Source organism: Larsenimonas suaedae, assembly GCF_023712105.1.
Classification (GTDB): Bacteria; Pseudomonadota; Gammaproteobacteria; order Pseudomonadales; family Halomonadaceae; genus Larsenimonas; species Larsenimonas suaedae.
The window spans coordinates 203,792-227,255 of the sequence record NZ_JAMLJI010000002.1 but is presented as its reverse complement, the minus strand read 5'-3'; the positions used below and the strand labels follow the sequence as shown (position 1 = coordinate 227,255).

Here is a 23,464-nt window from a genome sequence, read left to right as displayed (position 1 = left end):
CTTTTTTCAAACGACGGTCACGGAGTACGATCATGTTCACTCTTTCCAACGCGCGCCTTGAGACACTCGAAGGCGTTGCTCGCCCAAGCTACGACCGCAGTCAGGTGTCGGTCGGCATCATGCACTTCGGGGTCGGCGGCTTTCACCGCGCCCACCAGGCCATGTACCTGGATCAACTGATGAACGAGGGGCGCGCGCTTGACTGGGGCATCTGTGGCGTTGGCGTCATGCCGGGCGATACCCGCATGAAAGAGGCGCTCGACGCTCAGGATGGCCTGTATACGCTGGTGGTCAAACACGCCGATGGAGGCTATGACGCCCGGGTAATCGGCTCGATCGTCGATTACATGTACGCACCGAGCGATCCCGAAGCGGTGATCGAACGCATGGCAAGCGAGGCCATTCGTATCGTGTCGCTGACAGTGACCGAAGGCGGCTACAACCTGCATCACGTGACCGGCGAGTTCAATACGGCTGCCCCGGACATACAGCACGACCTCGAGCCCGGCGCCACGCCCAAGACCACCTTTGGCCTGGTGTGCGAGGCGTTGAGGCGGCGCCTGGAACGGGGGCTTGCGCCCTTTACCGTGATGTCGTGTGACAACATCCAGGGCAACGGCGATGTGGCGCGCACGATGTTCACGGCGTTTGCCGAGCTCAAGGCGCCGGAGGTAGCACGCTGGATGAACGAGACCGTGTGCTTTCCCAACTCGATGGTCGATCGCATCACACCGGTTACTACCGATGAGGATCGTCAGGCGCTCGAACAGCGCTTTGGCATCACTGATCGCTGGCCGGTGGTGTGCGAGCCGTTCACGCAATGGGTGCTCGAGGACCACTTCAATCAAGGGCGCCCGCCGTTCGACGCCGTCGGCGTGCAGGTCGTCGATGACGTCATGCCGTACGAGCTGATGAAGCTGCGGCTTTTGAACGCAAGCCATCAGGCACTGACCTACTTCGGCTATCTGGCCGGCTACCGCTACGCTCACGAGGTCTGCCAAGACCCGCTCTTCGTCGAGTTCCTGCTCGATTACATGAACGAGGAAGCCACGCCGACGCTGTCGCCGGTGCCGGGGGTGGATCTCGAGGCCTACAAGCACACGCTGATCGAGCGTTTCGCCAATCCCGAAATTCGCGACACCCTGGCGCGGCTCTGCGCCGAGAGTTCGGATCGAATCCCCAAGTGGCTGTTGCCGGTCGTGCGCGAACAGCTCGAGTGTGATGGCGACATCGCGCGCTCGGCGGCAGTTGTTGCGAGCTGGGCCCGCTACGCCGAAGGCGTCGATGAAGCCGGCGCGCCGATCGATATCGTCGATCGGCTGAAAGACGACCTGATGGCCAGCGCCGCGAAAAACCGGGACGACGCGCTGTCGTTTCTCAGAAATCGCGACGTGTTCGGCGATCTGATCGATGAGCCGCGCTTTGTCGAGGCCTACCTCTGGGCGCTCGAGCGTCTGCATACCGACGGTGCACGGGCGACGCTCGACGCACTCCAGAAACGCTAGGCCGGGGAGGCAGCATGTATCTTGGCGTGGATTGCGGCACACAAAGCACCAAAGTCGTGGTGTTCGACTCAGGCGCCGGGCGCGTGATCGGTGAGGGCCGAGGTGCCCACCGCTTGATCAGCGAGGCGGGCGGTCGTCGCGAGCAGGACCCGGCCTGGTGGGTCGAGGCGTTCGAGCATGCGCTTGCCCAAGCGCTCTCAAACGCCAACATCGACGGCCGGGCGATTCGTGCCATGGGCGTCTCGGGCCAGCAGCACGGCATGGTCGCGCTCGATAAGGCGGGCGTGCCGGTCTATCCCGCCAAGCTCTGGAACGATACCGAGGCCTACCGGGAATGCGAGGCGCTGATCGAGCAGTTGGGCGGGGAGCAGGGGTGTCTCGACCGGCTGGGCATCATCCCCCAGCCGGGCTACACCGCGCCGAAGCTTGCCTGGCTCAGGGCGCACCACCCCGACGCCTATCGGCGCATCGACTGTGTGCTGCTGCCCCACGATTATCTTAATTTCTACCTGACCGGCGAGCGCACCGCCGAATTCGGTGACGCCTCGGGCACCGGCTACTTCGACACCCGAACGCGTGAGTGGGCAACGGACGTGTTCGAGCGCCTCGCCCCGGAGCTTGATGCTGGCCACGTGCTGCCGCGGCTGATTGAGGCGTGCTCGCCGGTGGGTCGTCTGCGTCCGGACCTTGCTGCGCGGCTCGGGCTCGAGCCGTCGGTGCTGGTTTCAAGCGGAGGCGGCGACAACATGATGGGCGCCATCGGCACGGGCAACATCACCCCCGGCGCGCTCACCATGAGCCTTGGTACCTCCGGCACTGTCTATGGCTGCTCGGACGCCCCCGTGATTACCGACAACGGTCTGGCGGCCAACTTCTGTTCGAGCCACGGCAACTGGCTGCCGCTGATCTGCACCATGAACGTGACCTCGGCCACCGAGCAGGTGCGCGCGCTTCTTGGGTGCTCGCTCGAGGACTTCGGCGCGGCGCTCGAGCGCAGCCCGATCGGCGCGCAGGGCGTACAGGTGCTGCCGTTTTTCAACGGCGAGCGCGTGCCGCGCCTGCCGGACGCCACCGCGAGTTTTCTTGGGCTCTCATCAAACAACACCACCGGTGACAACCTGTGCCGGGCGGTGATGGAAGGCGCGACCTTTGGGCTTCGCTACGGGCTTGACCTGCTCTCGGCGCAGGGGCTTGAGCCCAGCGGGATTCGACTCGTCGGCGGCGGCGCGAAAAGCCCGCAGTGGCGCCAGATGGTGGCCGACGTCATGAACGCGCCGGTGATCTGCCCACGCATCGGTGAAGCGGCCGCGTTCGGTGCGGCCCTTCAGGCGCAGTGGTGTCATCTGAACGACCAGGGGGAGCCTGTGGCGCTTTCAGACCTGTGCGCGAAGGCGGTGTCGCTTGATGAGGCGGCCTCGGCGGCGCCTGTGCGTGAGCGGGTCGAGGCCTATGAGGTGGCCTATCGCCGTTATCTGGCAACACTCCGGGCGCAGGGAATGATCTAGGCTCACTGGCGCGGCGCGTCTTTCGAAACGCGATGGTTGAGGTATCATGACGCCGCCTCGGCGCTCGTCGGCGGCCTTCCTGTTACCTTCATTCGGAGTTCTACCATGCCAGGGTCCTGGTTCCCTCACTGGACGAAAGTCGGCGCCTCGGAGACAACACTCGTCGCGCCGGATGAGCGTCTATCTGCCCCGCAAACACTGATCATGGGGCTTCAGCACACCGTGGCCATGTTCGGCTCGACGGTGCTTGCGCCGCTTCTGATGGGCTTCGACCCGAATCTGGCCGTGTTCATGTCCGGCATTGGAACGCTCTTGTTCTTCGTGCTGGTGGGTGGGCGTGTGCCGAGCTATCTCGGCTCGAGCTTCGCGTTTATTGGTGTGGTGATGGCCGCCACCGGCTATGGCGGTGAGGGGCTCAATCCGAACCTGGCGGTGGCGCTTGGAGGCATCGTTGCCTGTGGCGCGCTCTACGCTTTGATCGGGGCACTGGTGATGGCGACCGGTACCGGCTGGATCGAGCGGCTGATGCCGCCGGCGGTCACCGGTGCCGTGGTCATGATGATCGGGCTTAATCTGGCACCCGTGGCGGTCAAGAGTGTGGCTGGTTCACCGTTTGAAAGCTGGATGGCGCTGGCCACGGTACTGTGCATCGGCGGGTCGGCGGTGCTTACCCGTGGCGTGTTGCAGCGCACTCTGATCCTGGTCGGGCTGGTGGCGGCGTATCTGGTCTATCTGGTCGTTGCCAACGTAATTGGGCTGGGTAAACCGATTGATTTCAGTGCGGTGAGTGAGGCGCCCTGGTGGGGCATACCGCAGTTCACCGCGCCGGTGTTCGAGTGGCGGGCAATCGGGCTGATCGCCCCGGTTGCGGTCATTCTGGTGGCGGAAAACCTTGGGCACATCAAGGCCGTCGGTGCCATGACCGGGCGCAACCTGACGCCCTATACCGGCCGCGCCTTTGTCGGCGATGGCCTTGCGACCATGCTGTCCGGAAGCGTGGGCGGTACCGGTGTGACCACTTACGCCGAGAACATCGGTGTCATGGCCGTCACCCGGGTCTATTCGACGCTGATCTTCGTGGCAGCGGCGCTGATCGCGATCGTCATGGGCTTTTCGCCCAAGTTCGGCGCACTGATTCATACCATTCCAGGCCCGGTGATGGGCGGGGCATCGATCGTGGTGTTCGGGCTTATTGCGGTCGCGGGTGCGCGCATCTGGGTGCAGCATCAGGTCGATCTGAGCGACAACGCCAATCTGATCACGATTGCCGCGATCCTGGTGCTGGGGGCGGGCAACTTCTCACTGCATCTGGGCCAGTTCACCCTCGATGGCATCGGCACCGCCACCTTCGGCGGCATCGCGTTGCACGCGCTTTTGCGCCGTCAGCAACTCAAGACCTGACCCGGCTCAGTTGTTCGGACCGTGCGTTTGGGGCCACACTGAAAGAACGCACTGTCCGGAGGGCTCATGATCCGTTCTGAACGCAACGCCATTCCATCGCTTTCCATTACCCGGGACGTGCTCGAGCGAGACCAGCTCCGAGCACATTTCGCGCGCCACCACCCAGAGATCGAGACGTTGGACGATACCGCGCTCACCGCCTCGATTCGCACGCTGCTTGATCATAAGCCCGTTGATACTGACACCGACGGCGTATTCCTGTTTGCCTATGGCTCGTTGATCTGGAACCCGTGCGTTGCGGTCGGCGAGCGCCGGGCGGTGCGCCTTCATGACTATCACCGGGCCTTTTGCCTGCGTTTTGAGCACGGCCGCGGCTCGCTTGAGGCGCCTGGGTTGATGCTTGGTCTGGTCGACGGCGGTCACTGCCAGGGCATGGCGCTTGAAATTCCGGGCGATCAACTCGAGCACGAGCTTTTACTGGTCTGGCGCCGGGAAATGCTGACCGGGGCCTATGTGCCACGCTGGGTGCGTCTTGAGAGCGAGGCTGGGCTGTTTTCGGCCATCGCCTTTATCGCCAACTCAGACGATGACAGTTTCGTGGGCGAGCTCACCGATGAGGAAACCATCAAGATGCTGGCTCGTGGGGCGGGAACGCTTGGCACCTGCCGTGACTATCTGAGCAATACGGTCACCGACCTTCGTGCCCTCGGCATTCACGATGCTCAGCTCGAGGTGTTCGCGCACGCCCTCGGTGTGACGCCGTGAGCGGGCCTCAAGCGACTGACCGGTACCTCCGAAAAAATGCATAACATTCCTGCCCGTTTCGGAAAAAGTGTGTGGCAACGCGCCCGCGAACGGGAAAAGTCGCGTCCATCGATGCACTAGGGTGAGTGATATACGTCATTTATCCGGAGGTGTTGCATGGAATTGAATGATCCGCGCTTGTTTCGTGAACTGGCCTACATCGATGGGCAGTGGATGGCAGGCGATCAGGGCCGCGATCTGGCCGTGGACGATCCGGCCACTGGCGAAATCCTTGGGCATGTCGCGCTGCTTGAGCGCGAGCAGGTCAGCCACGCCGTGACTGCAGCCGAGCGCGCCTTTCCGGCGTGGCGGGCGCTCGGTGTCAACCGACGCGCCGAAATCTTGAGCGCGTGGTGTCGCCTGCTGCATGAGCACAAACGCGATCTGGCCAACATCATGACGCTCGAGCAGGGCAAACCTCTGAGCGACGCCCGGGGGGAGGTCGAGTACGGCGCGAGCTTTCTGCACTGGTTCGCCGAAGAGGGCAAGCGCGCCTACGGCGCCACGATTCCAAGCCATCTCGAGGACTCGATGCTCGGCACGATCAAGGAGCCGGTCGGCATTTCGGCCATGTTCACTCCGTGGAACTTTCCGTTGGCCATGATCACGCGCAAGGCCGGCGCGGCGCTCGCAGCCGGCTGCCCGGTAGTGGTCAAGCCGGCCGGCGAGACGCCGTTTTCCGCACTGGCGCTTGCAGAACTTGCCGAGCGGGCTGGAGTGCCTGGAGGCGTATTCAATGTCGTGATGGGCGAGCCGGAAGTGGTTTCCGAGGTGCTTTGCACCGATGCGCGGGTACGCTCGGTGTCGTTTACCGGCTCGACCCGGGTCGGCAAGTTGCTGCTTGAGCAAAGCGCGTCGAGCGTCAAGCGGGTGGCGCTCGAGCTTGGTGGCAACGCGCCGTTCATTGTCGGCCCGGACATGGACCCTGACGAGGCTGCCGCCGCCGCACTTGCCGCCAAGTTTCAGACCGCAGGCCAGGACTGTCTGGCCGCCAATCGAATCTTTGTACATTCAAGCCTTTATGAGCGGTTCATCGAGTGTTTTGCGGCCCGCATGAAGAAACTGAACGTGGGCAACGGTGTGATGGATGTCGACATCGGGCCATTGATTCATGCGCGTGCGGTCGATACCGCCAGGGCGCTGGTCGACGATGGCGTGGCCAAGGGGGCCCGGTTGATCGCGGGAGATCAGTCGATGGCGCCTGGCACCAATTTCTTCATGCCGACGCTTCTTGCCGACATCACGACCGACATGCGGGTCTTTCGCGAGGAAACGTTCTCGCCAGTGGCAGCGGTGTGCGCCTTCGATGACGACGATGAGGTGATTTCGCGTGCCAATGACACTGAATACGGGCTTGCCGCCTACGTTTATACCCACGACATTCGCCGCATCTATAAATACCTGCGCGGACTCGAGTACGGCATGGTCAGCGTCAATACGCTCAAGATGACCGGCGCGCCGGTGCCGTTCGGGGGCGTCAAACAGTCGGGGCTCGGGCGTGAAGGTGGGCACCTGGGGCTCGATGAGTATCTGGACACCAAGTACTTCTGCATGGGGGGCGTGCCAAGTGTGTCTGGAAGTTGAGTGGCAAGGCGGGACGCGGGCGGGCAGAGCGCGTCGTGCCGGTCCCTCTTGTTTATGCGTATTTTCTTAATTTTACTTAGCATTGTTACGGCCGTGATACCAAACCCCTGTGGTGTTTTTTTCCTCTCGAACTAGGGTGTTATAAATAAACGCTAAATGGGCTTGATCAACGAGCCCGATAAACCGAGGGGAATGTATGGGGCTTGATTCGCAATCTCGTCATGTGCTCGAACAGGACGCTCGGCTGGCACCGAAAGAGCCCAGTCTTCTGCCGGCCGATCTGCGGGCTCAAACGCGGGAACGATCCAAACGTTACGGCCTGGCGCCCGAAAAGGTGGGCCGGGTGGAAGAGTATGCGATTGCAGGCGAGGGTGGTGATATTGCGGTGCGCGCCTATCAGCCCGCCGAGACGCCGCCCGAGACCGGCTACCCCACGCTGATCTATTTTCACGGCGGTGGGTTTGTGGTGGGCGATCTTGATACGCATGACGGTCTTTGCCGCTTTTTGTGTCATCACGCGGAGGTTCAGGTAATTGCGGTGGATTATCGGTTGGCGCCGGAGGCAATCTTCCCGGCGGCGCACGATGACGCGCTGGCCGTGCTCGACGCCATCACGATGGCGCCGGTCGATCATCAGGTGGATCTGTCGCGATTGATCGTCGGGGGCGACAGCGCCGGGGGCAATATCGCCGTGACGCTCGCCCATCGAAGCATCGGTCGCGATGATGTGATGCTTGCCGGCCAACTGCTTCTGTACCCATGGTTGAAGCTCAGCCCGGCGCCGGATTCGCCCTCCAAGCGCCACTTCGGTGAGCGCAACGGTCTGGATCTCGCCTCGCTCAACCAGTTTGCCCTGATGTACGACCCGCGGCTCAACTGGGAGAACCCCAAGGCGTCGCCGTTTTTCCTGAGCGATCTGTGGGGGCTGCCGCCATCGTTTGTGGCCTCCATCGAGCACGATCCGCTCTGCGATGAAGCCGAAGTGTTTGCCATGCGGCTTGCCCAGCAGGGCATTGGTGTTACCTGGCGGCGTTATCTTGGCACGATCCACAGCTGTGCGGTCATGGCCGGCGCCATCGATCAGGGGCGGTATATGCTCGAAGACGCCGTTCAATGGCTTCGGGGCGCGTGCCACTAAGCCCCGTGAGCCGATCAGATCGGCTCGTCGGTCCAGTGGGGCGCCGCACTCTGGTGCTGGTGCCACCACTGCCGGTACGCCATGCATTCGCCTGCATCGTTGAACTGCGCCAGGAGCACGCCGTCCATATCGATGTGGGTCTCGTTGGGGTGCAATAGCAGGCTTGCCCGCCAGCGTGCATAGCCAAGTGCGTGCAGATCATTGCGCTCGAAGGTGATCGCCTGGGCATTGAACTGGGCCGAGGACGCCCGGCTCCAGACGGTATCCAGCCAGTAGCTCGTGACGTCTTCCCGCCCGATGAGCGGCGGGTCGAACGGTGTCAGATAGCAGTGAACATCCTCGCTGAATAGCGCCGCAAGCCCTGGCGAGTCCCCGTTGATCCAGTGGGTGGTGAAGGCGTCTAGCCAGGCCTGAAACTCAGTCATTGACGTCATCCGTGTCTTCCTCCTGCCCTGTAGTGTTGTAATGCGCCATGTCCTTGATCAAGCCTAGCACGCCCCTCGTCATGACCCACATGGGCACCCTTGCCGACATCGACCGCGGTCCAGAGCCTTACCCGTCTGATTCCAATCCCAATCCGCTCCCCGAGGCGATGCTCGCGCTTCAGGCGCATGGCGCTCGAGTGAGCTCGCCGATGGTGCGGGTCGGCTGGCGCGAAGGGGATCGCGGCGCTCGGCGCGGTGAGGACCGGTTCGAGCCGGTCAGCTGGGCGGCGGCGACGCGTCTGGTGCACGATGAGTTGACGCGGGTGTCAACGACGCACGGCAACGAGGCGATCTACGCAGGCAGTTACGGCTGGGGCAGCGCCGGGCGGTTTCATCACGCCCAGAGCCAGCTCAAGCGGCTTTTGAATCTGTACGGGGGCTTTACCGGCTCGAAACACACCTACAGCTACGGTGCCGGCGCCGTCATCGTGCCGCACGTACTGGGTCAGGAGTATGGCGGCACCAACGCCTGCGCCCCGGCGTGGGCGCACATCGAGCGTCACACGGATCTGATGGTGGCGTTCGGCGGCTTTCGCGCGGGCAACACCCGCTGCGACGCCGGCGGCGTACTGAGCCATGAGGCCAGAGATGCCCTGGCGCGGGCCTGCCGGCGCGGCATGACCTTGATCGTAATCTCGCCGGACGCTGCTGACGCGCCCGACTTTCCAAACGTTCACCATGTCCCGATTCGCCCGACCACCGATGCGGCGCTGTTGCTCGCACTGTGCACGTGGCTGATTGACCATGGCCGGGCTGATCGTGCGTTCGTGGACCGATTCTGTGTCGGAGGTGACGCGCTCGCCCGGTATCTTGAAGGCCGCGATGACGGTGTCCCCAAGACCGCAGCGTGGGCCGAGGCCATTACCGGCGTGCCCAGGGCGCGGATCGAGTGGCTGGCCGAGCGGCTTGCCCGTGCCACGCGCCCGCTGGTTGCGCTGTCCTGGTCGCTTCAGCGCACCCGCTTCGCCGAGCAGCCCTATTGGGCGGCCATCGCGCTGGCCTCGCACCTGGGGGCGATCGGCGTGCCCGGCGGTGGCGTGGCCTTCGGGCTGGGCTCGGTCAATTCGGTCGGTCTGGGCGGCCCGGCGATGGCCGCGCCGGGCGTACCGCAGGGCCATAACCCGGTCACGAAGGCGATACCGGTGGCCGCCCTTGGCGAGATGCTTGCCCGCCCCGGCGAGGCGCTTGTGTTCAACGGCGAGACGCAGCCCCTGCCCGAGATCAAGCTGGTCTACTGGGCGGGCGGCAATCCGTTTCACCATCATCAGGATCTGAACCGCCTTCATAGGCTCTGGCAGCGCCCGGAGACCGTGATCGTGCATGAGCCGGTCTGGAGCGCGACGGCAACGCGCGCCGACATCGTGCTGCCGGTTACGCTGCCTTCTGAGCGCGCCGACATCGCAGGCTCATCGTTCGATCGCCATCTGGTCTATTCGAGCGCGCTGCATGAACCCCGCGGGCAGGCGCGTACCGACCACGCCATCTGTACTGCCATCGCCGCGCACGGCGGCAAGGCAGCGGCCTTCACGGACGGCTTGACGGTCGAGGCCTGGCTCGAGCGGCTTTACGGCGGTTATCGGGCCCGCCACCCGGAGCTTCCCTCGTTCGAGACGTTCAAGGCACACGGCGCGGTGTCGCTGACAGCCGCCGAGCCCGAGCGTCTCACGGTGCCGCTCAAGGCGTTCATCGACGCGCCCGAGCGTGCGCCGCTCTCGACGCCGTCGGGCCGAATCGAACTATTCAGTCAGGCGATCGAGGGCTTTGGCTGCATCGACTGCGGCCCGCACCCGCGCTGGCAGGCGCCGGAGGAGTGGCTTGGTGGCGCGCTCGCCCGCCGCTTTCCACTGCATTTGCTGTCACCGCAGCCGCATCATCGGCTGCACAGTCAGGGGGATCCGGTCGGCGAGAGCGCGGCGCACAAGATCGAGGGGCGTGAGGCCGTGACCCTTTCATGTCATGATGCCGATGCGCGGGGCCTGCGCCCTGGCCAGACCGTCAAGCTCTTCAATGATCGCGGCGCGTGCCTGGCCGGGCTCTCGGTATCAGACACGCTCATGGCCGGGGTGGCCGTGCTTCCGACCGGGGCGTGGCTTGAATACGCCCCGGGCCTTTTTGCATCGAACGGTTCGCCGCTCGAGTGCGCCGGCAACCCCAACGTTCTGACCGCGGACCGCCCGAGCTCGACGCTCTCCTGGGGTTGTGGCGCCAACAGTTGCCTGATTGAGGTGGTCGCTGCCACCGCAAACGAGGGCGCTGCGCGCCCGGCGCGCCATATCGACTAGGCTGAATGAGGTTCGACCCACCGCGCAGGCGGTATCACAACAATAAGACAATGTAAGGAGCAGGTTCATGGAGTGGCTCTTTGACCTCGAGCGGGGCTTCAACGCACTGGCCGACCCGATCAGCAATTTCATCTGGTCATTCATTCTGGTGTATCTGCTGCTGGGCGTGGGGGTGCTGTTCACGCTCATGACCCGCGGCATGCAGTTTCGGCTTTTAACCCACATGGCGCGCGTGACCTTTACCCGACAAGGCAGCGGTGAGGGGGTGAGCGCGTTTCAGGCGTTTTCCACCTCGCTTGCCGGCCGTGTTGGTACCGGCAATCTGGCCGGCGTGGCGCTGGCGCTTTGGGTCGGTGGGCCCGGGGCAATTTTCTGGATGTGGGTGACGGCGCTCGTGGGGCTTGTCACGGCGTTCGTCGAATCGACGCTCGGTCAGGTGTACAAGTCCCGTCACCAGGACGGCGCCTTTCGCGGGGGCCCTGCCTACTACATCGAACGCGGGCTGGGGCAGCGCTGGCTTGGGTGTGTGTTTGCGGTCTTTTTGATCATCGCCTTTGGCCTTGCGTTTTGCGGGGCGCAGTCCAACACCATCGCTCGGGCGCTGGACAGCGCGTTTTCGATTCCCGACTGGGTGACCGGGCTTGTGCTGGTCGCCTTGACCGCACTGATCATTTACGGCGGCGTACGCTCGGTTGCGCGGGCGGCGGAGAAAATCGTGCCGTTGATGGCGGTGGCGTACCTGCTGGTGGCGCTTTATATCCTGGCCGTCAACGTCACCGAGGTGCCCGCGATGCTTGCGTTGATCGTCAAGAGCGCCTTTGGCTTCGGGCCGGCGGTTGGCGGCGCGGCGGGGTTTGCGATCAAGACCGCGATGGAAAATGGCGTCAAGCGCGGGCTTTTCTCCAACGAGGCCGGCATGGGCTCGGCCCCGAACGCGGCCGCAACCGCCTCGGTCAAGCACCCGGCGGCGCAGGGGTTGGTGCAGTCGTTTGGCGTGGTGTGCGATACCCTGATCATCTGCACGTGCACGGCGGTGGTGATCTTGCTGTCCGGGGTGTACCAGACGTTGATGGCAGGCTCGCCCGGGGCCGATATTCAGGGCATTCAGCTGACTCAGGACGCCATGAGCGATCACCTGGGAAGCTTTGGCACCTGGTTTATCGCGGTCGCGATCTTTCTGTTCGCGTTTACCTCGATCCTTGCCGATTACGCCTATTCCTCGATCAACATCGAGTACCTGTTTCCGAACCACAAACGCCTGGCCGATCAGATCCTTCGGGTGGTGGTGCTTTCAATGGTGATGGTCGGCGCGGTGGCCTCACTCGACTTCATCTGGCATTTCGCCGATCTGGCGATGGGGCTGATGGCGACCATCAACCTGATTGCGATCGTGCTGCTTGCGCCGACAGCGCTGAGAGTGCTTAACGATTACGAGCGCCAGCGCCGCGACGGGGTGCGTGAGCCCGTCTTTTCACCGACCGCACTCAAGCGTCAGGGGGGAATCGACAAGGACGTGTGGCCAGAGTCGTGACGACGCCGGCAGGATGAAAAACGCCGCCTCGATAGGTTCGAGGCGGCGTGATCGGTTTAGGGCCGGTTGCGTTTAAAGCTCGTCGAATCCGTCGCCGAAATCATCGAAGCCGCCGCCCATATCGCCGTCGTCGAAGCCGGTATCCTGCAAGCCGCCATCCTGACCTGGGTCCTTCATGTCACTGGTGTCCATGTCCGCAGGCGCCATGCCGCCATCGCCTGCGCCGCTGTCGGCGGCGTCCGGAGTGTCATCGATGGATTCGACGATCTCCTCGGGATGGTCCTGATCGAACATGTCCATCATCAGGTTGCCAAGCATGACACCACCGGCGACCCCGGCGGCGGTTTGAAGCGCGCCGCTCAGAAACCCGCTGCCGCCGCCTCGGCCCATGCGCGACCCCATCCCACCGGGCTGAGTGCCTTGCGCGCCCCAGCCGGGGGCGGACGACGGGCCACTCTGGCGAGCGCCTCGGTTTGAGGCGGGTCGTTGGGCGGCTTGAGCGCTATTGTCGCTGCCGCCTCCGAACAGGCCGGCAAGAAAGCCGCCGCTTGCCGGCGCGCTCTGACTCTGGCTCTGGTTCTTTTCGAGCTCGTCGACCCGCGCTTTCAGCCGCTTGAGGGTGGCCTCCTGCATTATGATGGTCTGGGCCATGTAGTAGGGCGCGGCCGGCTGGTTGGTGACGTGCTCGCGAATGCGGCTCTCTGCCGCCTGGTCGCGCTCGCCGCTTTGACGCTCGGCTTTTTCAAGACGTCCGAACATATCGTCGATCAATCGGTTGGCATCGTTTTCCATCATCTTTTCCCCTACGTGCTGAATGCGTGTGATGTTGATTCATTGACTCTGAGGCTTGGACGCGAAAACGGCGCCGGCGTTCATACGAAAATGCTTTCGCCAGTGGTCAGCGGCCTGCGGTCAGGCGCTCGATCGCCGCCGGCAGTTCGCGCATGTGCGTGATCGCCGTCGCGCCCTCGGGCGTGGTTTCGGTCTCGGGGAAGTGATTGATGTGGATGACCGGCATGCCGGCCATTAGCCCAGCGTCTACCCCGACCGCAGCGTCATCGATCACGATGGCGCGCTCGGGTGGAAATCCCATCGCCCTGGCGGCGTGCTGGTAAAGGCGAGGGTCGGGCTTGTGGTGGCCGACGTCGTAGGCCGAATAAAGGTGTTCGCCGAAGAAGTCGCCAAGCCCGGAGGCCGCCATCGAGCGCTGGATTTTTTCGAGCGGCCCATTGGAGACCACCGCCATCGGGTAGGGCAGTTGTTTGATGGCCTCGAAAATGCCGTCGATGCGAGGCACGCCCTCGTCCATCCGCGCGTAGAGCCGTTCACGCATGGCGGGCATGGCGGCGTCACGCCGTGGGTCGGAGAGCGTGCCGTGCTCGGCCTCAAGCGTTGCCAGAATGGTCGGGAAGGCGGTGCCCCGATAGCGCGTCATGTAGTCCTCGGGCACAAAGGGAAAGCCCAGCGCATTGAAGGTCTCCGTCAAGACCTCCGCCAGCAGCGGTTCGCTGTCGACCAGGGTGCCGTCGCAGTCAAAAAGCAAGCAGTAATCAGCCATGGGCCTCTCGCTCGGAATCGGTGTGTAAGGCGCTCAGTATGGCCGGGCCCGGGGGCAAGTGCCATGACACGGCGCACGTCTTCCAGGCGGCAGTGGGCGAGACGCGCGCGTTCGACCACACTGAAGGCCACAAGGGCACAGGCTTCATGAGTGTGGCAGGCGTTCATGCGGCCGGGCACAACCATGGCCAACCCATGAATAATGAAGGGCCCTGCGGGGAACCTTGTGCTTTTGTTTCTGTCTGTAACGAAAGGGCGCATCAACGCGTTCTGTTTTCAACAAGGAGTGCGCCATGCTGATTTATCGTCGCCGTCCTCACGATGTCTCGGAAGCGGACGTTACCCCGGAATCAATCTACCGAAGTCGTCGTGCGTTCATGGGAACGCTGGGCGGGCTGGGGCTTGCCGCCTCGTTTGCGCCGTCGGCGTGGGCCAAACCGCCCTACGAGGGCGTTGGCGAGGCCGATGCACCCAAGTGGTTCGCCGCCAAGAAAGCCGATGCCCGGTGGGACGCGGTGGTGCCCGCAGACCCCTCAAAAGACAAGACCACGCCGTTCGAGGACGCAACGCACTACAACAACTTCTTTGAGTTCGGCACCGACAAGGACGACCCGGCGGCCCGCGCCGGACAGCTCACGACAGCGCCCTGGAGTGTGACGGTCGATGGGCTCGTCAATGCGCCGGGGGCGATTGCGCTGGAAGATCTGATCGGCCCGAGTCAGCTCGAGGAGCGCATCTATCGGCTGCGCTGTGTCGAGGCCTGGTCGATGGTAATTCCCTGGCTCGGCATCCCGCTTGCGGACGTGATCAAACGCGCCGACCCGAAAAGCGAGGCCCGTTATGTGCGTTTCGAAACGCTGGTACGGCCCGAGGAAATGCCGGGTCAGCGCTCGCGCTTCGGTCTGATCGACTGGCCCTATGTCGAAGGGCTGCGACTCGATGAGGCGATGCATCCGCTGGCGTTTCTGGCGGTGGGCAATTACGGCCGAGTGCTGCCAAATCAGAACGGCGCGCCGCTCAGATTGGTGGTGCCGTGGAAGTACGGCTTCAAGAGCATCAAATCGATCGTTCGGATCTCGCTGGTCAAGGACGCGCCGATGAACTCATGGCAACAGATCGCGCCCAACGAGTATGGCTTTTACGCCAACGTCAATCCGGACGTGGATCACCCGCGCTGGAGCCAGTCCACCGAGCGGCGGCTGCCGAACTCGTTGTTCAGTCCCAACCGCATCGACACTCGTCTGTTCAATGGCTACGACGAGGTGGCGAACCTGTATGCGGGCATGGACCTTCGGAAGCACTTTTGATGCAGACTTCTCCCAGACTCATCCTCCTGTGGCGAGTGCTCGTGTTTTTCGCCGCGCTTTCACCACTAGGGTACTGGAGCGCGCAGGTGGCGCTCGGCCATGCAGGCCCGGAGCCCGGCCAGTACCTCCTGTTGAAGTTCGGCCTCTGTGCGCTGGTGCTGCTGCTCTTGACGCTTGCATTGACCCCCTTGACTCGGCTGACCGGCTGGCGCGGCTTTACCGCCATTCGGCGCCAGCTCGGGCTCTGGTGTTTCGCGTATGCGCTGCTGCATCTGACAAGCTATGTGCTGTTTATTCTGGGCCTCGATGTCTCACTGCTGTGGGACGACATTCAGCGCAGGCCCTACATCATCGTCGGAGCCCTGGCGCTTTTAGGACTTCTGGTGATGGCCGTGACCTCCAACCGCGTCTCGATGCGCCGGCTTGGCAAGCGCTGGAAGCGAGTGCATTCGCTGGTTTATGGGGTGCTCTTGCTGGTTCTTCTGCATTTTTTCTGGGTGGTGCGCGCCGACATGGCCGAGTGGGCCGGCTATGCACTTGCCGGGGCTGCGCTGCTGCTTTTGCGGCTTGACGCGCTTTCGCGGCGCCTGCCTGCGCTTGGCCGACGGTTGCGGCTTCGTTAGCCGAGTCTAGAACAGTCCGAGCTGCATCAGTTCCTGCGGCGGCACCAGCCTGACGCCGACGCCCAGCAACCGCACCGGGCGGGCCTTTCGCTGCCAGGCCTCGCCGAGCAGAGCCTCAAAGGTGGCAAGATCCGGCGCGTGGCCGCCGGTTTCAATCGTGGTGATGCTGAAGTCGTTGAAGCGCACCTTCACGAATACCTTGTTGGTGGCTGGTCGGTCGTGTCGGTCAAGGCGTTCGTCGAGCTTGTCGACCAGAGCGGGGAGCGCGCGGCGGCAGGCATCGATATCCGGCAGGTCGTGATCGAAGGTGGTTTCGACACTGACCGACTTGCGCTCGCGCTCGGTCTTGACCTCGCGGCGGTCGATGCCGCGAGCCAGCTCGTAAAGCCGGTGGCCGAACTTGCCGAACTGCTCGATGAGCGTTGGAAGCGCCAGTGCCTTGAGTTCCTGACAGGTGGTGATGCTTAGCCGCTCGAGCTTGGTCTGTGTGGCGGGGCCCACCCCGTGGAGCTTACTGACCGGCAGCCGTTCGATGAACGCCTCGGCCTCCTCGGGAGAAATGACGAACAGGCCGTCCGGTTTCTCCCAATCGCTTGCGATCTTTGCCAGAAACTTGTTGGGCGCCGCACCCACCGACACGGTGATGCCAGTGCGCGCGTTCGCCTCGCGCTTGAGCCACTGGGCCATCCAGGTTGCGCTGCCCTGAAAGCGGGGCGTGTCGGTGACGTCCAGGTACGCTTCATCGAGCGACAGCGGCTCGACCTTGTCGGTCAGCTCGAAAAAGAGCGCCTGAATCTGTTGGGAGACCTGGCGGTACTTGTCGAAATCGGGCTTTACAATCACAAGCTCCGGGCAGCGCTTGACCGCCTGCGCCATCGGCATTGCCGAATGAATCCCAAAGGTACGCGCCGGGTAGTTGCAGGTGGCCACCACGCCTCGGTGCTCGGGCCGTCCGCCCACGGCGAGCGGCCGCTCGAGCAGGTCAGGGTTGTCCCGCATTTCAACGGCGGCGTAAAAGCAGTCGCAATCGGCGTGCAAGATCTTCACGGGCTAGTGCTCTGGACGCTCGGCCTTGCGGCGGCGTATGCGCGCAAGTACGCAAGCCTTGTCCGCGTCGCTGAGCGAGCCCCAGGCGACGATCTCATCGATGTGGCGATAGCAGCCGGTGCAGAGCTGCTCGTCGTTCAGCTGGCAGTGGTTGCGACAGGGCGACTCGACCATGCGCTCAGCCTTCGGTCGCGCCGCGCCCGGGCGCGAGTACATCGAGCAGCGGGTCGAGCCGGCCCGGCATCAGCGCGTCCTCGACGGCACTGATGCGCAAAAGATGCCCAAGCGCTGGGTGAGGGGGCCGATGAACGATGACGCCGGCCTCCAGTAGCGCGTGCTGCCCGTCAGTGGCGGTCTCGGCATCGTCGGTCACGATCGTCACGAAGTTGGTCACGCTTGGCAGTACCGACACGCCGTGCGCTCGAAGATTCGCGCTCAGGCGCTCACGGCGAGCGATGACGTCCTGAATGTGGGTCTGCACTTCCTCGTCGTGATCGAGAAGCGTCGTGGCCGCATCGAGGGCAAGCGAGGAGACGGCGTAATGAATGCGCACCGCATTGAGCGCGCGCACGGTCTTGGGCTCGGCAAGGGCGTAGCCGATGCGAAGTCCGGCCAGACCGTGCGCCTTGGAGAAGGTGCGAAGGCGGATCACGCCCGGCAGGGGTCGGCTTTCGATCCGTTCGGCGCAGAAATCGAAGTAGGCCTCATCGAGCAGCAGCCAGCACTGCTCGGGTAGCCGTCGGGCCAGTTCTTCAATGCGCTCGACCTCGATCAGTGCGCCGGTCGGGTTGTCGGGGTTGGCCAGATAGACCAGCCGAGCGTTTGAGGCATTCGCGCGCGCGCACAAGGCGTCGATGTCCGGCATTAGAGCGCCGCCCTCGAGGCCATAGGGCACCTCCTCGAGCGCGCAGCCGTGGCCTCTGGCGAAATAGGCAAACGTCGGGTAGGTGCCAGCGCTTGTTACCACGGTATCGCCCGGGGCACAGCAGGCGCGAAGCGTAAGCGCCATCAGGCTGTCGGCGCCGGCATCGACCACCAGCGTCTCGAGGGCAACATCAAGGCGACCGGCCAGACGCGTTCGTAGCTCGAACGCCTCGGCGTCGCCGTAGGCCCGGGCCAGGTGCGCGGCGCGCTCGCCGAGCACGGCCGCGAGCGCGTTGTGGGGCATGTCGAGGCCTTCGTTGGAGCCAAGCTGGTGGGGCAGTGTACGCCCAAGCCGGCGCTCGAGTGCCTTCAGGCCGGGAAACGGGTTTTTGGGGTGCTCATCATCGAGCTGGGGCGCGAATCGGGACACGGTGCCTCCTGAGCGTGGAACGTGGGAAATGCGCGCGGTACCGCTGTCACCGTTTTGGGCTCAGTAGCGGCGGGTGGTATTCAGCGCCTGCTCGTCGAACGCGCCGCTCGAGCGGGTCTGCCAGACCGGGGCGTCCTGACCGCTTTGATAGAGCCGCATGGTGAGGGTGTAAGGGTAAAGCGTCCGGTCGGAAAGCGACAGGGGGGCGCGGGCTTCGAGCGAGGTTTCAAGCAGCCACTGATTGGCCTGGGTCGGCCTGGGCGCGGGGCCTGGCCAGGCGATGACCTGAAGCGTCTCGCTCTTGGCCAAAAGCGCCCGCGCCAGCGCGTCTCTGAAGTGGCCCACAGGCGTCGGGAAATGATGATCGATGGTGGTCGGGGGCACCACCAGTACCGGCTGTGCGGCGCCTTTTTGCCAAAGGGGCGTCCTTTCGAGCGTGAGCGCGGCCTGGCGACCGAGGCCGTTCAACGGGTCGCGTTCACGAAACGTCGGTGAAGACGAGAACAGCGAACAGCCACTGACAGTGAGCACGAGTACAAGAACCAGCCATCTCAGCCTCATGAGGCGGCTTCCTGCGCCGTGGGCGGTGCATCGATGAACCGCACCAGACGGTCGAACAGCGGCGTTCGGATGTCCGGCAGTTCATTGACCAGATGGTGGCGGGCGTGATCGTGGCAGACGGTCTGGGCGTTGGGGAATTTTCGCTCGAGCATCGGCAGGTTGTACTGCCAGTCCACGGTCAGGTCCTGCTTACCCTGAAGAATCAGGGTCGGCATGGGCGAGGGCGGCAGCGCTTTCAGATCCGCCATCCAAAGGCGCATCGCACTGACCCAGGAAACCGACAGGAACGCCGGCTGCAGCGGGTCGTCATGGTGGAGAAAACGGGCAAAGTGCTGGTCGTTGCTGTTGGCGCGAAACTTGCGCTTCAGTGTGCGGACAAACGGTTTCAGTGCCGAGTGCAGCCAGCGGGACTGATTCCAGCCAAGCGGTCTGACCAGCGGCGCCAGCAGGCACAGGGATTGCCAGGGCGTCTCCGGGTCGCTCAGCGCGTCGGTTGCAAGAATCGCGCTGCCGGTGCTTTGGCCGATGCCGCACCAGGGCCCGGGGGCGAGCCCCTGCTCATCGAGCGTCTGGCGTACCGTTCTGAGACAATCAACGTAGTCGTTAAAGGTATCGATGGAGGCGCGGTCACCGTTGGATAGCCCGTGACCGGGTAGATCCCAGAGCACGACCTGCCAGTTCGCGCGCAAAAGCGCCTCGAGCAGATGCCCGTAGAGGCCCAGATGATCGAAGTAGCCGTGCACCACGAACACGGTGCCCCGGGGCGCCGGCGGGCACCAGACCTGGGTCCAGAGCGCCCAGCTGCCGGCGTCGATCACGCCGCTGTAGACGGTTTCGGTCAGGGGAAGACGCCGGTCCAGGCGGTAATACGCCAGGTACTCGCCCAAAAGCCCGCTCGTGTCCGTGACCGGCGCGGGCGGGCCTGAGTGTGAAAGCAGGCTGAAGTCGGGCAGTGAGTGCGTCATGGGGACCTGGGGCTGCGTCTTGATCGAATGTCCATCCCCTTAGTGTAACGCCTTTGATGGGTTTTTGGACACTGTTCGATTTGCCGGCCGAAGGCGGGTGACCCATGAGCCGGCTTGGTGCATCCCCAGGGTGACGCTGGGCATCATCATGAGAGCGAACGGGCGTTTCGCGTCACACCATCGAGGGCGGAATTGCTGGTGCCGCGCTCGAGAATCACGCTGAAGCTGCCATCGGTTTCAAGCACAACGGCGTAGACCTGATCGATGTCGGCGACGCCCTTGGCGCGGATCGCGGCGCGCACCTCGGCTTCGGCTACCCGCTCGCGCTGAAGGGCGTTTTCGAGGTAGCGGCCTTCATGCAATAAAAGTGTCGGGGTGGATTTGATCAGGTTCTTGAAGCGCGTCGAGCGCACCGAGGTGAAGGTCATGGCGAACTGAAGCCCGATGATCACCAAAAACGCGGTGATGCCCTGAGTCAGCGAGACGTCGGCAGACGTCAGCGCGGTGGCAAGCGTCGACCCAAGCGCAATGGTTGCGACGAAATCGAAGGCGTTCCATTTAGACAGCGTGCGCTTTCCCGACACGCGCAGTAAAACCACGAGGGCGAGGTAGCTCGCGACGCCGACAACGATGGTGTTGAGCACAGAAGGCATGAGTAAACATCCAGGCAGATGGAACCAGGGAAGTTAAAGCCTAGATGCCACGCTCTGCATTGTCAGAGTTGAACATCGATCCACCGTGCTATGTGTTGCGGTCGGGTCTCAGCGTGGCGACGGCCATGATCAGCCAGCCCAGCAATAAAAGCGCGCCGCCAATGGGCGTGATTGGGCCGATCATGCGGGGGGCGCCGAGTGCGAGGGCGTAGAGCGAGCCTGAAAACAGGGCAATGCCGGCCAGCCAGCATCGAATGGCCGCTAGGGAGGCCCGCGTTGGTGTGGTCCTATACCGGATCAGCATGACCATGATCGCAAGTGTATGCCACATCTGGTAGTGAACGCCGGTTTCCCAGGCGTGAAGCAGACGGTTGCTGATTTGGCCTTCTAGGCCGTGAGTGCCGAACGCGCCCGCCGATACGGCAACGAAGCCGCTAATGTAGACTGCGAACTGTTCGAATTTTCCACGCATCATGTACACTTCTCCACCGCGCACTTTCAGTTACGCCCTACAAGATAGATAAAACCCGTTATTTACTCATTTTAAGAGTGAATGAAGCAGGTAAACACTGGAGCACCTCACTAATGGAATTCCTACAACAGATCGAGGCCGCGATCCATGTGGTCATGGACCCGATCAGCAATTTTATCTGGAGCTATATTCTGATCTACCTCCTGCTCGGCGCAGGACTGTTGTTTACGGTATTCACTCGGTTCATGCAATTCAGGTTGCTTGGGCACATGGGGCGTATCACGTTCTCAAGTCGCAGTAGCGGTGAAGGTATCAGCGCCTTTCAGGCCTTCGCGACCTCGCTTGCCTCTCGTGTAGGTACCGGCAATCTGGCCGGTGTTGCGATCGCGCTGTGGGTCGGTGGTCCGGGTGCGATCTTCTGGATGTGGATGACTGCGCTTGTCGGTCTTGCCACGGCGTTTATCGAGTCCACACTCGCTCAGGTCTACAAGGAACCTCATGAAGATGGGTCGTTCCGTGGTGGCCCGGCCTATTATATGGAGCGCGGACTCGGCAAGCGCTGGATGAGTGTCATCTTCGCGGTCTTTCTGTTGATTGCCTACGGTCTTGCCTTCAACGGCGCCCAGGCCAATACCATTGCCCAGAGCATGGAACAGGCCTTCAGCATTCCGACCTGGGCCACAGGCGTTGTGTTGGTGGTGCTGACCGCCCTGATCATCTTCGGTGGGGTTAAATCGGTTGCCCGTACTGCCGAGAAGATCGTACCGGTCATGGCGATCATTTACCTGCTGATCGCGCTGTTGATTCTTGCCATGAATATCAGCGAAGTGCCTGCGATGCTCGCGCTGATCGTCAAGAGTGCGTTCGGCTACGGCCCGGCGGTTGGCGGTGCGGTGGGCTACACCATCAAGATCGCGATGGAAAACGGCATCAAGCGCGGCCTGTTCTCCAACGAGGCCGGCATGGGCTCGGCCCCGAACGTTGCAGCCACGGCCACGGTCAAGCACCCGGCGGCGCAGGGTCTGGTTCAGTCGTTCGGTGTGTTCGTCGATACGCTGGTGATCTGCAGCTGCACGGCAGTCGTGATCCTGCTGTCCGGCGTCTATGGCGATCTGATCAGCGCCGGTGGCGGTCAGGACATCGAGGGCATCACGCTGACCCAGCAGGCGATGAGCGATCACCTGGGTGCCTTCGGTACCTACTTCATTGCCATCGCGATCCTCCTGTTCGCATTCACCTCGATCATCGGCAACTACGCCTATGGTGAAATCAACATCGGGTATCTGTTCAAGCGTAAGCCGAAGGCCGCGATCATGGCGCTTCGTGTCGCCGTACTTGGCATGGTCATGGCAGGTTCAGTCGCGAACCTCGATTTCGTCTGGAGCTTCGCTGACTTCGCGATGGGCCTGATGGCAACCACCAACCTGATTGCCATCATCCTGCTGGCGCCGGTGGCGTTTGCGGTGCTCAAGGATTACGAGCGTCAGCGCAAGGCCGGTACGGTCGAGCCGGTGTTCGATCCGACGACACTCGAGCAGCTGGCGGGTCACTACAAGAAAGACATCTGGTAAGCGCATTTTGCCACGATGTCGACAAGGGCGAGCACTGTGCTCGCCCTTGTTGTTTTCGTATACTTGGGCGCCCAATATCCGGGCCGGGACCTAACGGAGAGTGATATGCACGTGCTGCTCAATGGCGAGTCGCGCCAGTTCGATGACATCAATACGGTCGCCGAGCTGGTCGAACGGCTTGGTCTTGCCGGCAAGCGGATCGCGGTCGAGCACAATGAAACGATCGTGCCGCGCTCGCGTCACGCCGAAACCGAACTCAGTGACAACGATCGCGTCGAGATCGTGCACGCGATCGGCGGGGGTTGATGGCCGCATCTTCCGCGCTTTAGCTTCTATTCTCTGATGGAGACAGCAATGACAGACATGCAACGGATGGACGTTCCGCTTACCGTGGCTGGACGTACGTTCTCTTCCCGCCTGCTGGTCGGCACCGGCAAATACCGCGATTTCGACGAGGCCCGCGCGGCCATCGAGGAAAGTGGCGCCGACGTCGTCACGGTCGCCGTGCGTCGCTCCAATCTGGGCCAGGACCCGGACGCGCCGAATTTGCTCGATGTCATTTCGCCGTCACGCTACACGATCCTGCCCAACACCGCCGGCTGCTTCAACGCGCGGGATGCGGTGCGTACCTGTCAGCTCGCCCGGGAACTGCTCGATGGCCATAATCTGGTCAAGCTCGAGGTGCTCGGCGACCAGAAAACGCTGTATCCCAACGTGATGGAAACCCTGAGCGCGGCGCGCACGCTGATCGATGACGGCTTCGACGTCATGGTCTACACCAGCGACGACCCGATCGTTGCCCAGGAGCTTGAGTCGATGGGCGCCAGCGCCATCATGCCGCTTGGGTCGCTGATCGGCTCTGGTCAGGGGCTTTTGAACCCCGATACGCTCGCGCTCATTCTCGAGCACGCCCGCGTGCCGGTACTGGTCGACGCCGGCATCGGCACCGCCTCCGACGCCGCGCTTGCCATGGAGCTTGGTTGCGATGGCGTGCTTTTGAATTCCGCGATCGCCCACGCCAAACAGCCGGTACTGATGGCGCGTGCAATGAAGCGTGCGGTCGAGGCCGGCCGTGACGCCTATCTGGCCGAGCGGATGCCGCGGCGTCAGGAAGCCCGTGCATCATCGCCCACACGCGGCCTGATTACTGAATAAGCCGCTCGTCCAATACTCTTTTAA

The 23,464-nt window shown here is 63.1% G+C and carries 23 protein-coding genes; 13 read left to right on the top strand and 10 right to left on the bottom strand.

From position 1 onward, the window contains the following. Window positions 1-32 precede the first annotated feature (32 nt). The 6 genes from NAT49_RS07050 (at window position 33) to NAT49_RS07025 (ending at window position 7,937) form a co-directional block, all read left to right on the top strand. Window positions 33-1,505, top strand: a complete 1,473-nt coding sequence (locus NAT49_RS07050) for a mannitol dehydrogenase family protein (protein ID WP_251592604.1) — start codon at window positions 33-35, stop codon at window positions 1,503-1,505. 14 nt (window positions 1,506-1,519) lie between these two features. Beyond that, a complete protein-coding gene (xylB, locus tag NAT49_RS07045; RefSeq protein ID WP_251592603.1) occupies window positions 1,520-3,010 on the top strand; it encodes a xylulokinase in 1,491 nt (496 codons plus the stop codon). A 105-nt stretch (window positions 3,011-3,115) separates the two neighbouring features. Continuing rightward, window positions 3,116-4,411: a solute carrier family 23 protein gene (locus tag NAT49_RS07040; RefSeq protein WP_251592599.1), complete on the top strand. Its 1,296-nt coding sequence runs from the start codon at window positions 3,116-3,118 to the stop codon at window positions 4,409-4,411. A 66-nt stretch (window positions 4,412-4,477) separates the two neighbouring features. Then, window positions 4,478-5,176, top strand: coding sequence for a gamma-glutamylcyclotransferase (locus tag NAT49_RS07035; RefSeq protein ID WP_251592597.1), 699 nt, complete (start codon window positions 4,478-4,480; stop codon window positions 5,174-5,176). 156 nt (window positions 5,177-5,332) lie between these two features. Next, window positions 5,333-6,799 (top strand): NAD-dependent succinate-semialdehyde dehydrogenase, encoded by a 1,467-nt coding sequence (locus NAT49_RS07030; RefSeq protein ID WP_251592589.1) that lies wholly within the window; start codon window positions 5,333-5,335, stop codon window positions 6,797-6,799. A gap of 196 nt (window positions 6,800-6,995) precedes the next feature. Then, window positions 6,996-7,937 (top strand): alpha/beta hydrolase, encoded by a 942-nt coding sequence (locus NAT49_RS07025; protein WP_251592587.1) that lies wholly within the window; start codon window positions 6,996-6,998, stop codon window positions 7,935-7,937. Between the two features lie 14 nt (window positions 7,938-7,951). Here the strand turns inward: NAT49_RS07025 and NAT49_RS07020 are convergent, their stop codons facing one another. Then, window positions 7,952-8,371, bottom strand: a complete 420-nt coding sequence (locus NAT49_RS07020) for a nuclear transport factor 2 family protein (RefSeq protein WP_251592585.1) — start codon at window positions 8,369-8,371, stop codon at window positions 7,952-7,954. Window positions 8,372-8,442: 71 nt separating this feature from the next. Between NAT49_RS07020 and NAT49_RS07015 the strand changes: the two genes are divergently transcribed. Next, on the top strand, window positions 8,443-10,704 hold the full coding sequence (locus tag NAT49_RS07015; RefSeq protein WP_251592583.1) for a molybdopterin-dependent oxidoreductase: 2,262 nt from the start codon (window positions 8,443-8,445) through the stop codon (window positions 10,702-10,704). 67 nt (window positions 10,705-10,771) lie between these two features. Continuing rightward, window positions 10,772-12,235: an alanine/glycine:cation symporter family protein gene (locus NAT49_RS07010; protein WP_251592576.1), complete on the top strand. Its 1,464-nt coding sequence runs from the start codon at window positions 10,772-10,774 to the stop codon at window positions 12,233-12,235. A gap of 72 nt (window positions 12,236-12,307) precedes the next feature. Here NAT49_RS07010 and NAT49_RS07005 read toward each other — a convergent pair whose 3' ends face one another. Together NAT49_RS07005 and NAT49_RS07000 are read right to left on the bottom strand one after the other, a co-directional pair. Continuing rightward, a complete protein-coding gene (locus tag NAT49_RS07005; RefSeq protein ID WP_251592574.1) occupies window positions 12,308-13,030 on the bottom strand; it encodes a DUF2076 domain-containing protein in 723 nt (240 codons plus the stop codon). Between the two features lie 103 nt (window positions 13,031-13,133). Beyond that, window positions 13,134-13,793, bottom strand: a complete 660-nt coding sequence (locus NAT49_RS07000) for an HAD family hydrolase (RefSeq protein WP_251592572.1) — start codon at window positions 13,791-13,793, stop codon at window positions 13,134-13,136. A 292-nt stretch (window positions 13,794-14,085) separates the two neighbouring features. Between NAT49_RS07000 and msrP the strand changes: the two genes are divergently transcribed. Together msrP and msrQ are read left to right on the top strand one after the other, a co-directional pair. Beyond that, entirely contained in the window at window positions 14,086-15,099 is a 1,014-nt protein-coding gene (msrP, locus tag NAT49_RS06995; RefSeq protein ID WP_251592568.1) for a protein-methionine-sulfoxide reductase catalytic subunit MsrP, read from the top strand. Then, on the top strand, window positions 15,099-15,722 hold the full coding sequence (msrQ, locus tag NAT49_RS06990; protein WP_251592566.1) for a protein-methionine-sulfoxide reductase heme-binding subunit MsrQ: 624 nt from the start codon (window positions 15,099-15,101) through the stop codon (window positions 15,720-15,722). Before msrP ends, msrQ begins: the two co-directional genes overlap by 1 nt. A gap of 6 nt (window positions 15,723-15,728) precedes the next feature. On the opposite strand, the gene dinB is transcribed toward msrQ, so the two are convergent. The 7 genes from dinB to NAT49_RS06955 form a co-directional block, all read right to left on the bottom strand. After that, entirely contained in the window at window positions 15,729-16,769 is a 1,041-nt protein-coding gene (gene dinB / locus NAT49_RS06985) for a DNA polymerase IV (RefSeq protein ID WP_309619113.1), read from the bottom strand. 3 nt (window positions 16,770-16,772) lie between these two features. After that, the gene (locus NAT49_RS06980; RefSeq protein WP_251592564.1) at window positions 16,773-16,943 is read right to left on the bottom strand and encodes a DUF1289 domain-containing protein; all 171 of its coding nucleotides are present in this window, start codon (window positions 16,941-16,943) and stop codon (window positions 16,773-16,775) included. Window positions 16,944-16,947: 4 nt separating this feature from the next. Next, window positions 16,948-18,063 (bottom strand): pyridoxal phosphate-dependent aminotransferase, encoded by a 1,116-nt coding sequence (locus NAT49_RS06975; RefSeq protein ID WP_251592562.1) that lies wholly within the window; start codon window positions 18,061-18,063, stop codon window positions 16,948-16,950. 60 nt (window positions 18,064-18,123) lie between these two features. Next, window positions 18,124-18,624 carry a hypothetical protein gene (locus tag NAT49_RS06970; RefSeq protein ID WP_251592554.1) on the bottom strand — a complete coding sequence of 167 codons (501 nt, stop codon included), beginning with the start codon at window positions 18,622-18,624 and terminating at the stop codon, window positions 18,124-18,126. After that, on the bottom strand, window positions 18,621-19,589 hold the full coding sequence (locus NAT49_RS06965; protein WP_251592552.1) for an alpha/beta hydrolase: 969 nt from the start codon (window positions 19,587-19,589) through the stop codon (window positions 18,621-18,623). The genes NAT49_RS06970 and NAT49_RS06965 overlap by 4 nt, the downstream gene beginning before the upstream one ends. Before the next feature lie 146 nt (window positions 19,590-19,735). Beyond that, entirely contained in the window at window positions 19,736-20,242 is a 507-nt protein-coding gene (locus NAT49_RS06960) for a DUF421 domain-containing protein (protein WP_251592551.1), read from the bottom strand. Between the two features lie 88 nt (window positions 20,243-20,330). After that, on the bottom strand, window positions 20,331-20,717 hold the full coding sequence (locus NAT49_RS06955) for a DUF423 domain-containing protein (RefSeq protein ID WP_251592548.1): 387 nt from the start codon (window positions 20,715-20,717) through the stop codon (window positions 20,331-20,333). Between the two features lie 110 nt (window positions 20,718-20,827). Here NAT49_RS06955 and NAT49_RS06950 point away from each other — a divergent pair, with 110 nt between their 5' ends. The 3 genes from NAT49_RS06950 (at window position 20,828) to NAT49_RS06940 (ending at window position 23,440) form a co-directional block, all read left to right on the top strand. Beyond that, window positions 20,828-22,285: an alanine/glycine:cation symporter family protein gene (locus tag NAT49_RS06950; RefSeq protein WP_251592547.1), complete on the top strand. Its 1,458-nt coding sequence runs from the start codon at window positions 20,828-20,830 to the stop codon at window positions 22,283-22,285. 105 nt (window positions 22,286-22,390) lie between these two features. Beyond that, entirely contained in the window at window positions 22,391-22,591 is a 201-nt protein-coding gene (gene thiS, locus NAT49_RS06945) for a sulfur carrier protein ThiS (RefSeq protein WP_251592545.1), read from the top strand. A gap of 48 nt (window positions 22,592-22,639) precedes the next feature. Continuing rightward, entirely contained in the window at window positions 22,640-23,440 is an 801-nt protein-coding gene (locus NAT49_RS06940; protein WP_285836056.1) for a thiazole synthase, read from the top strand. The last annotated feature ends 24 nt before the right edge of the window (window positions 23,441-23,464 follow it).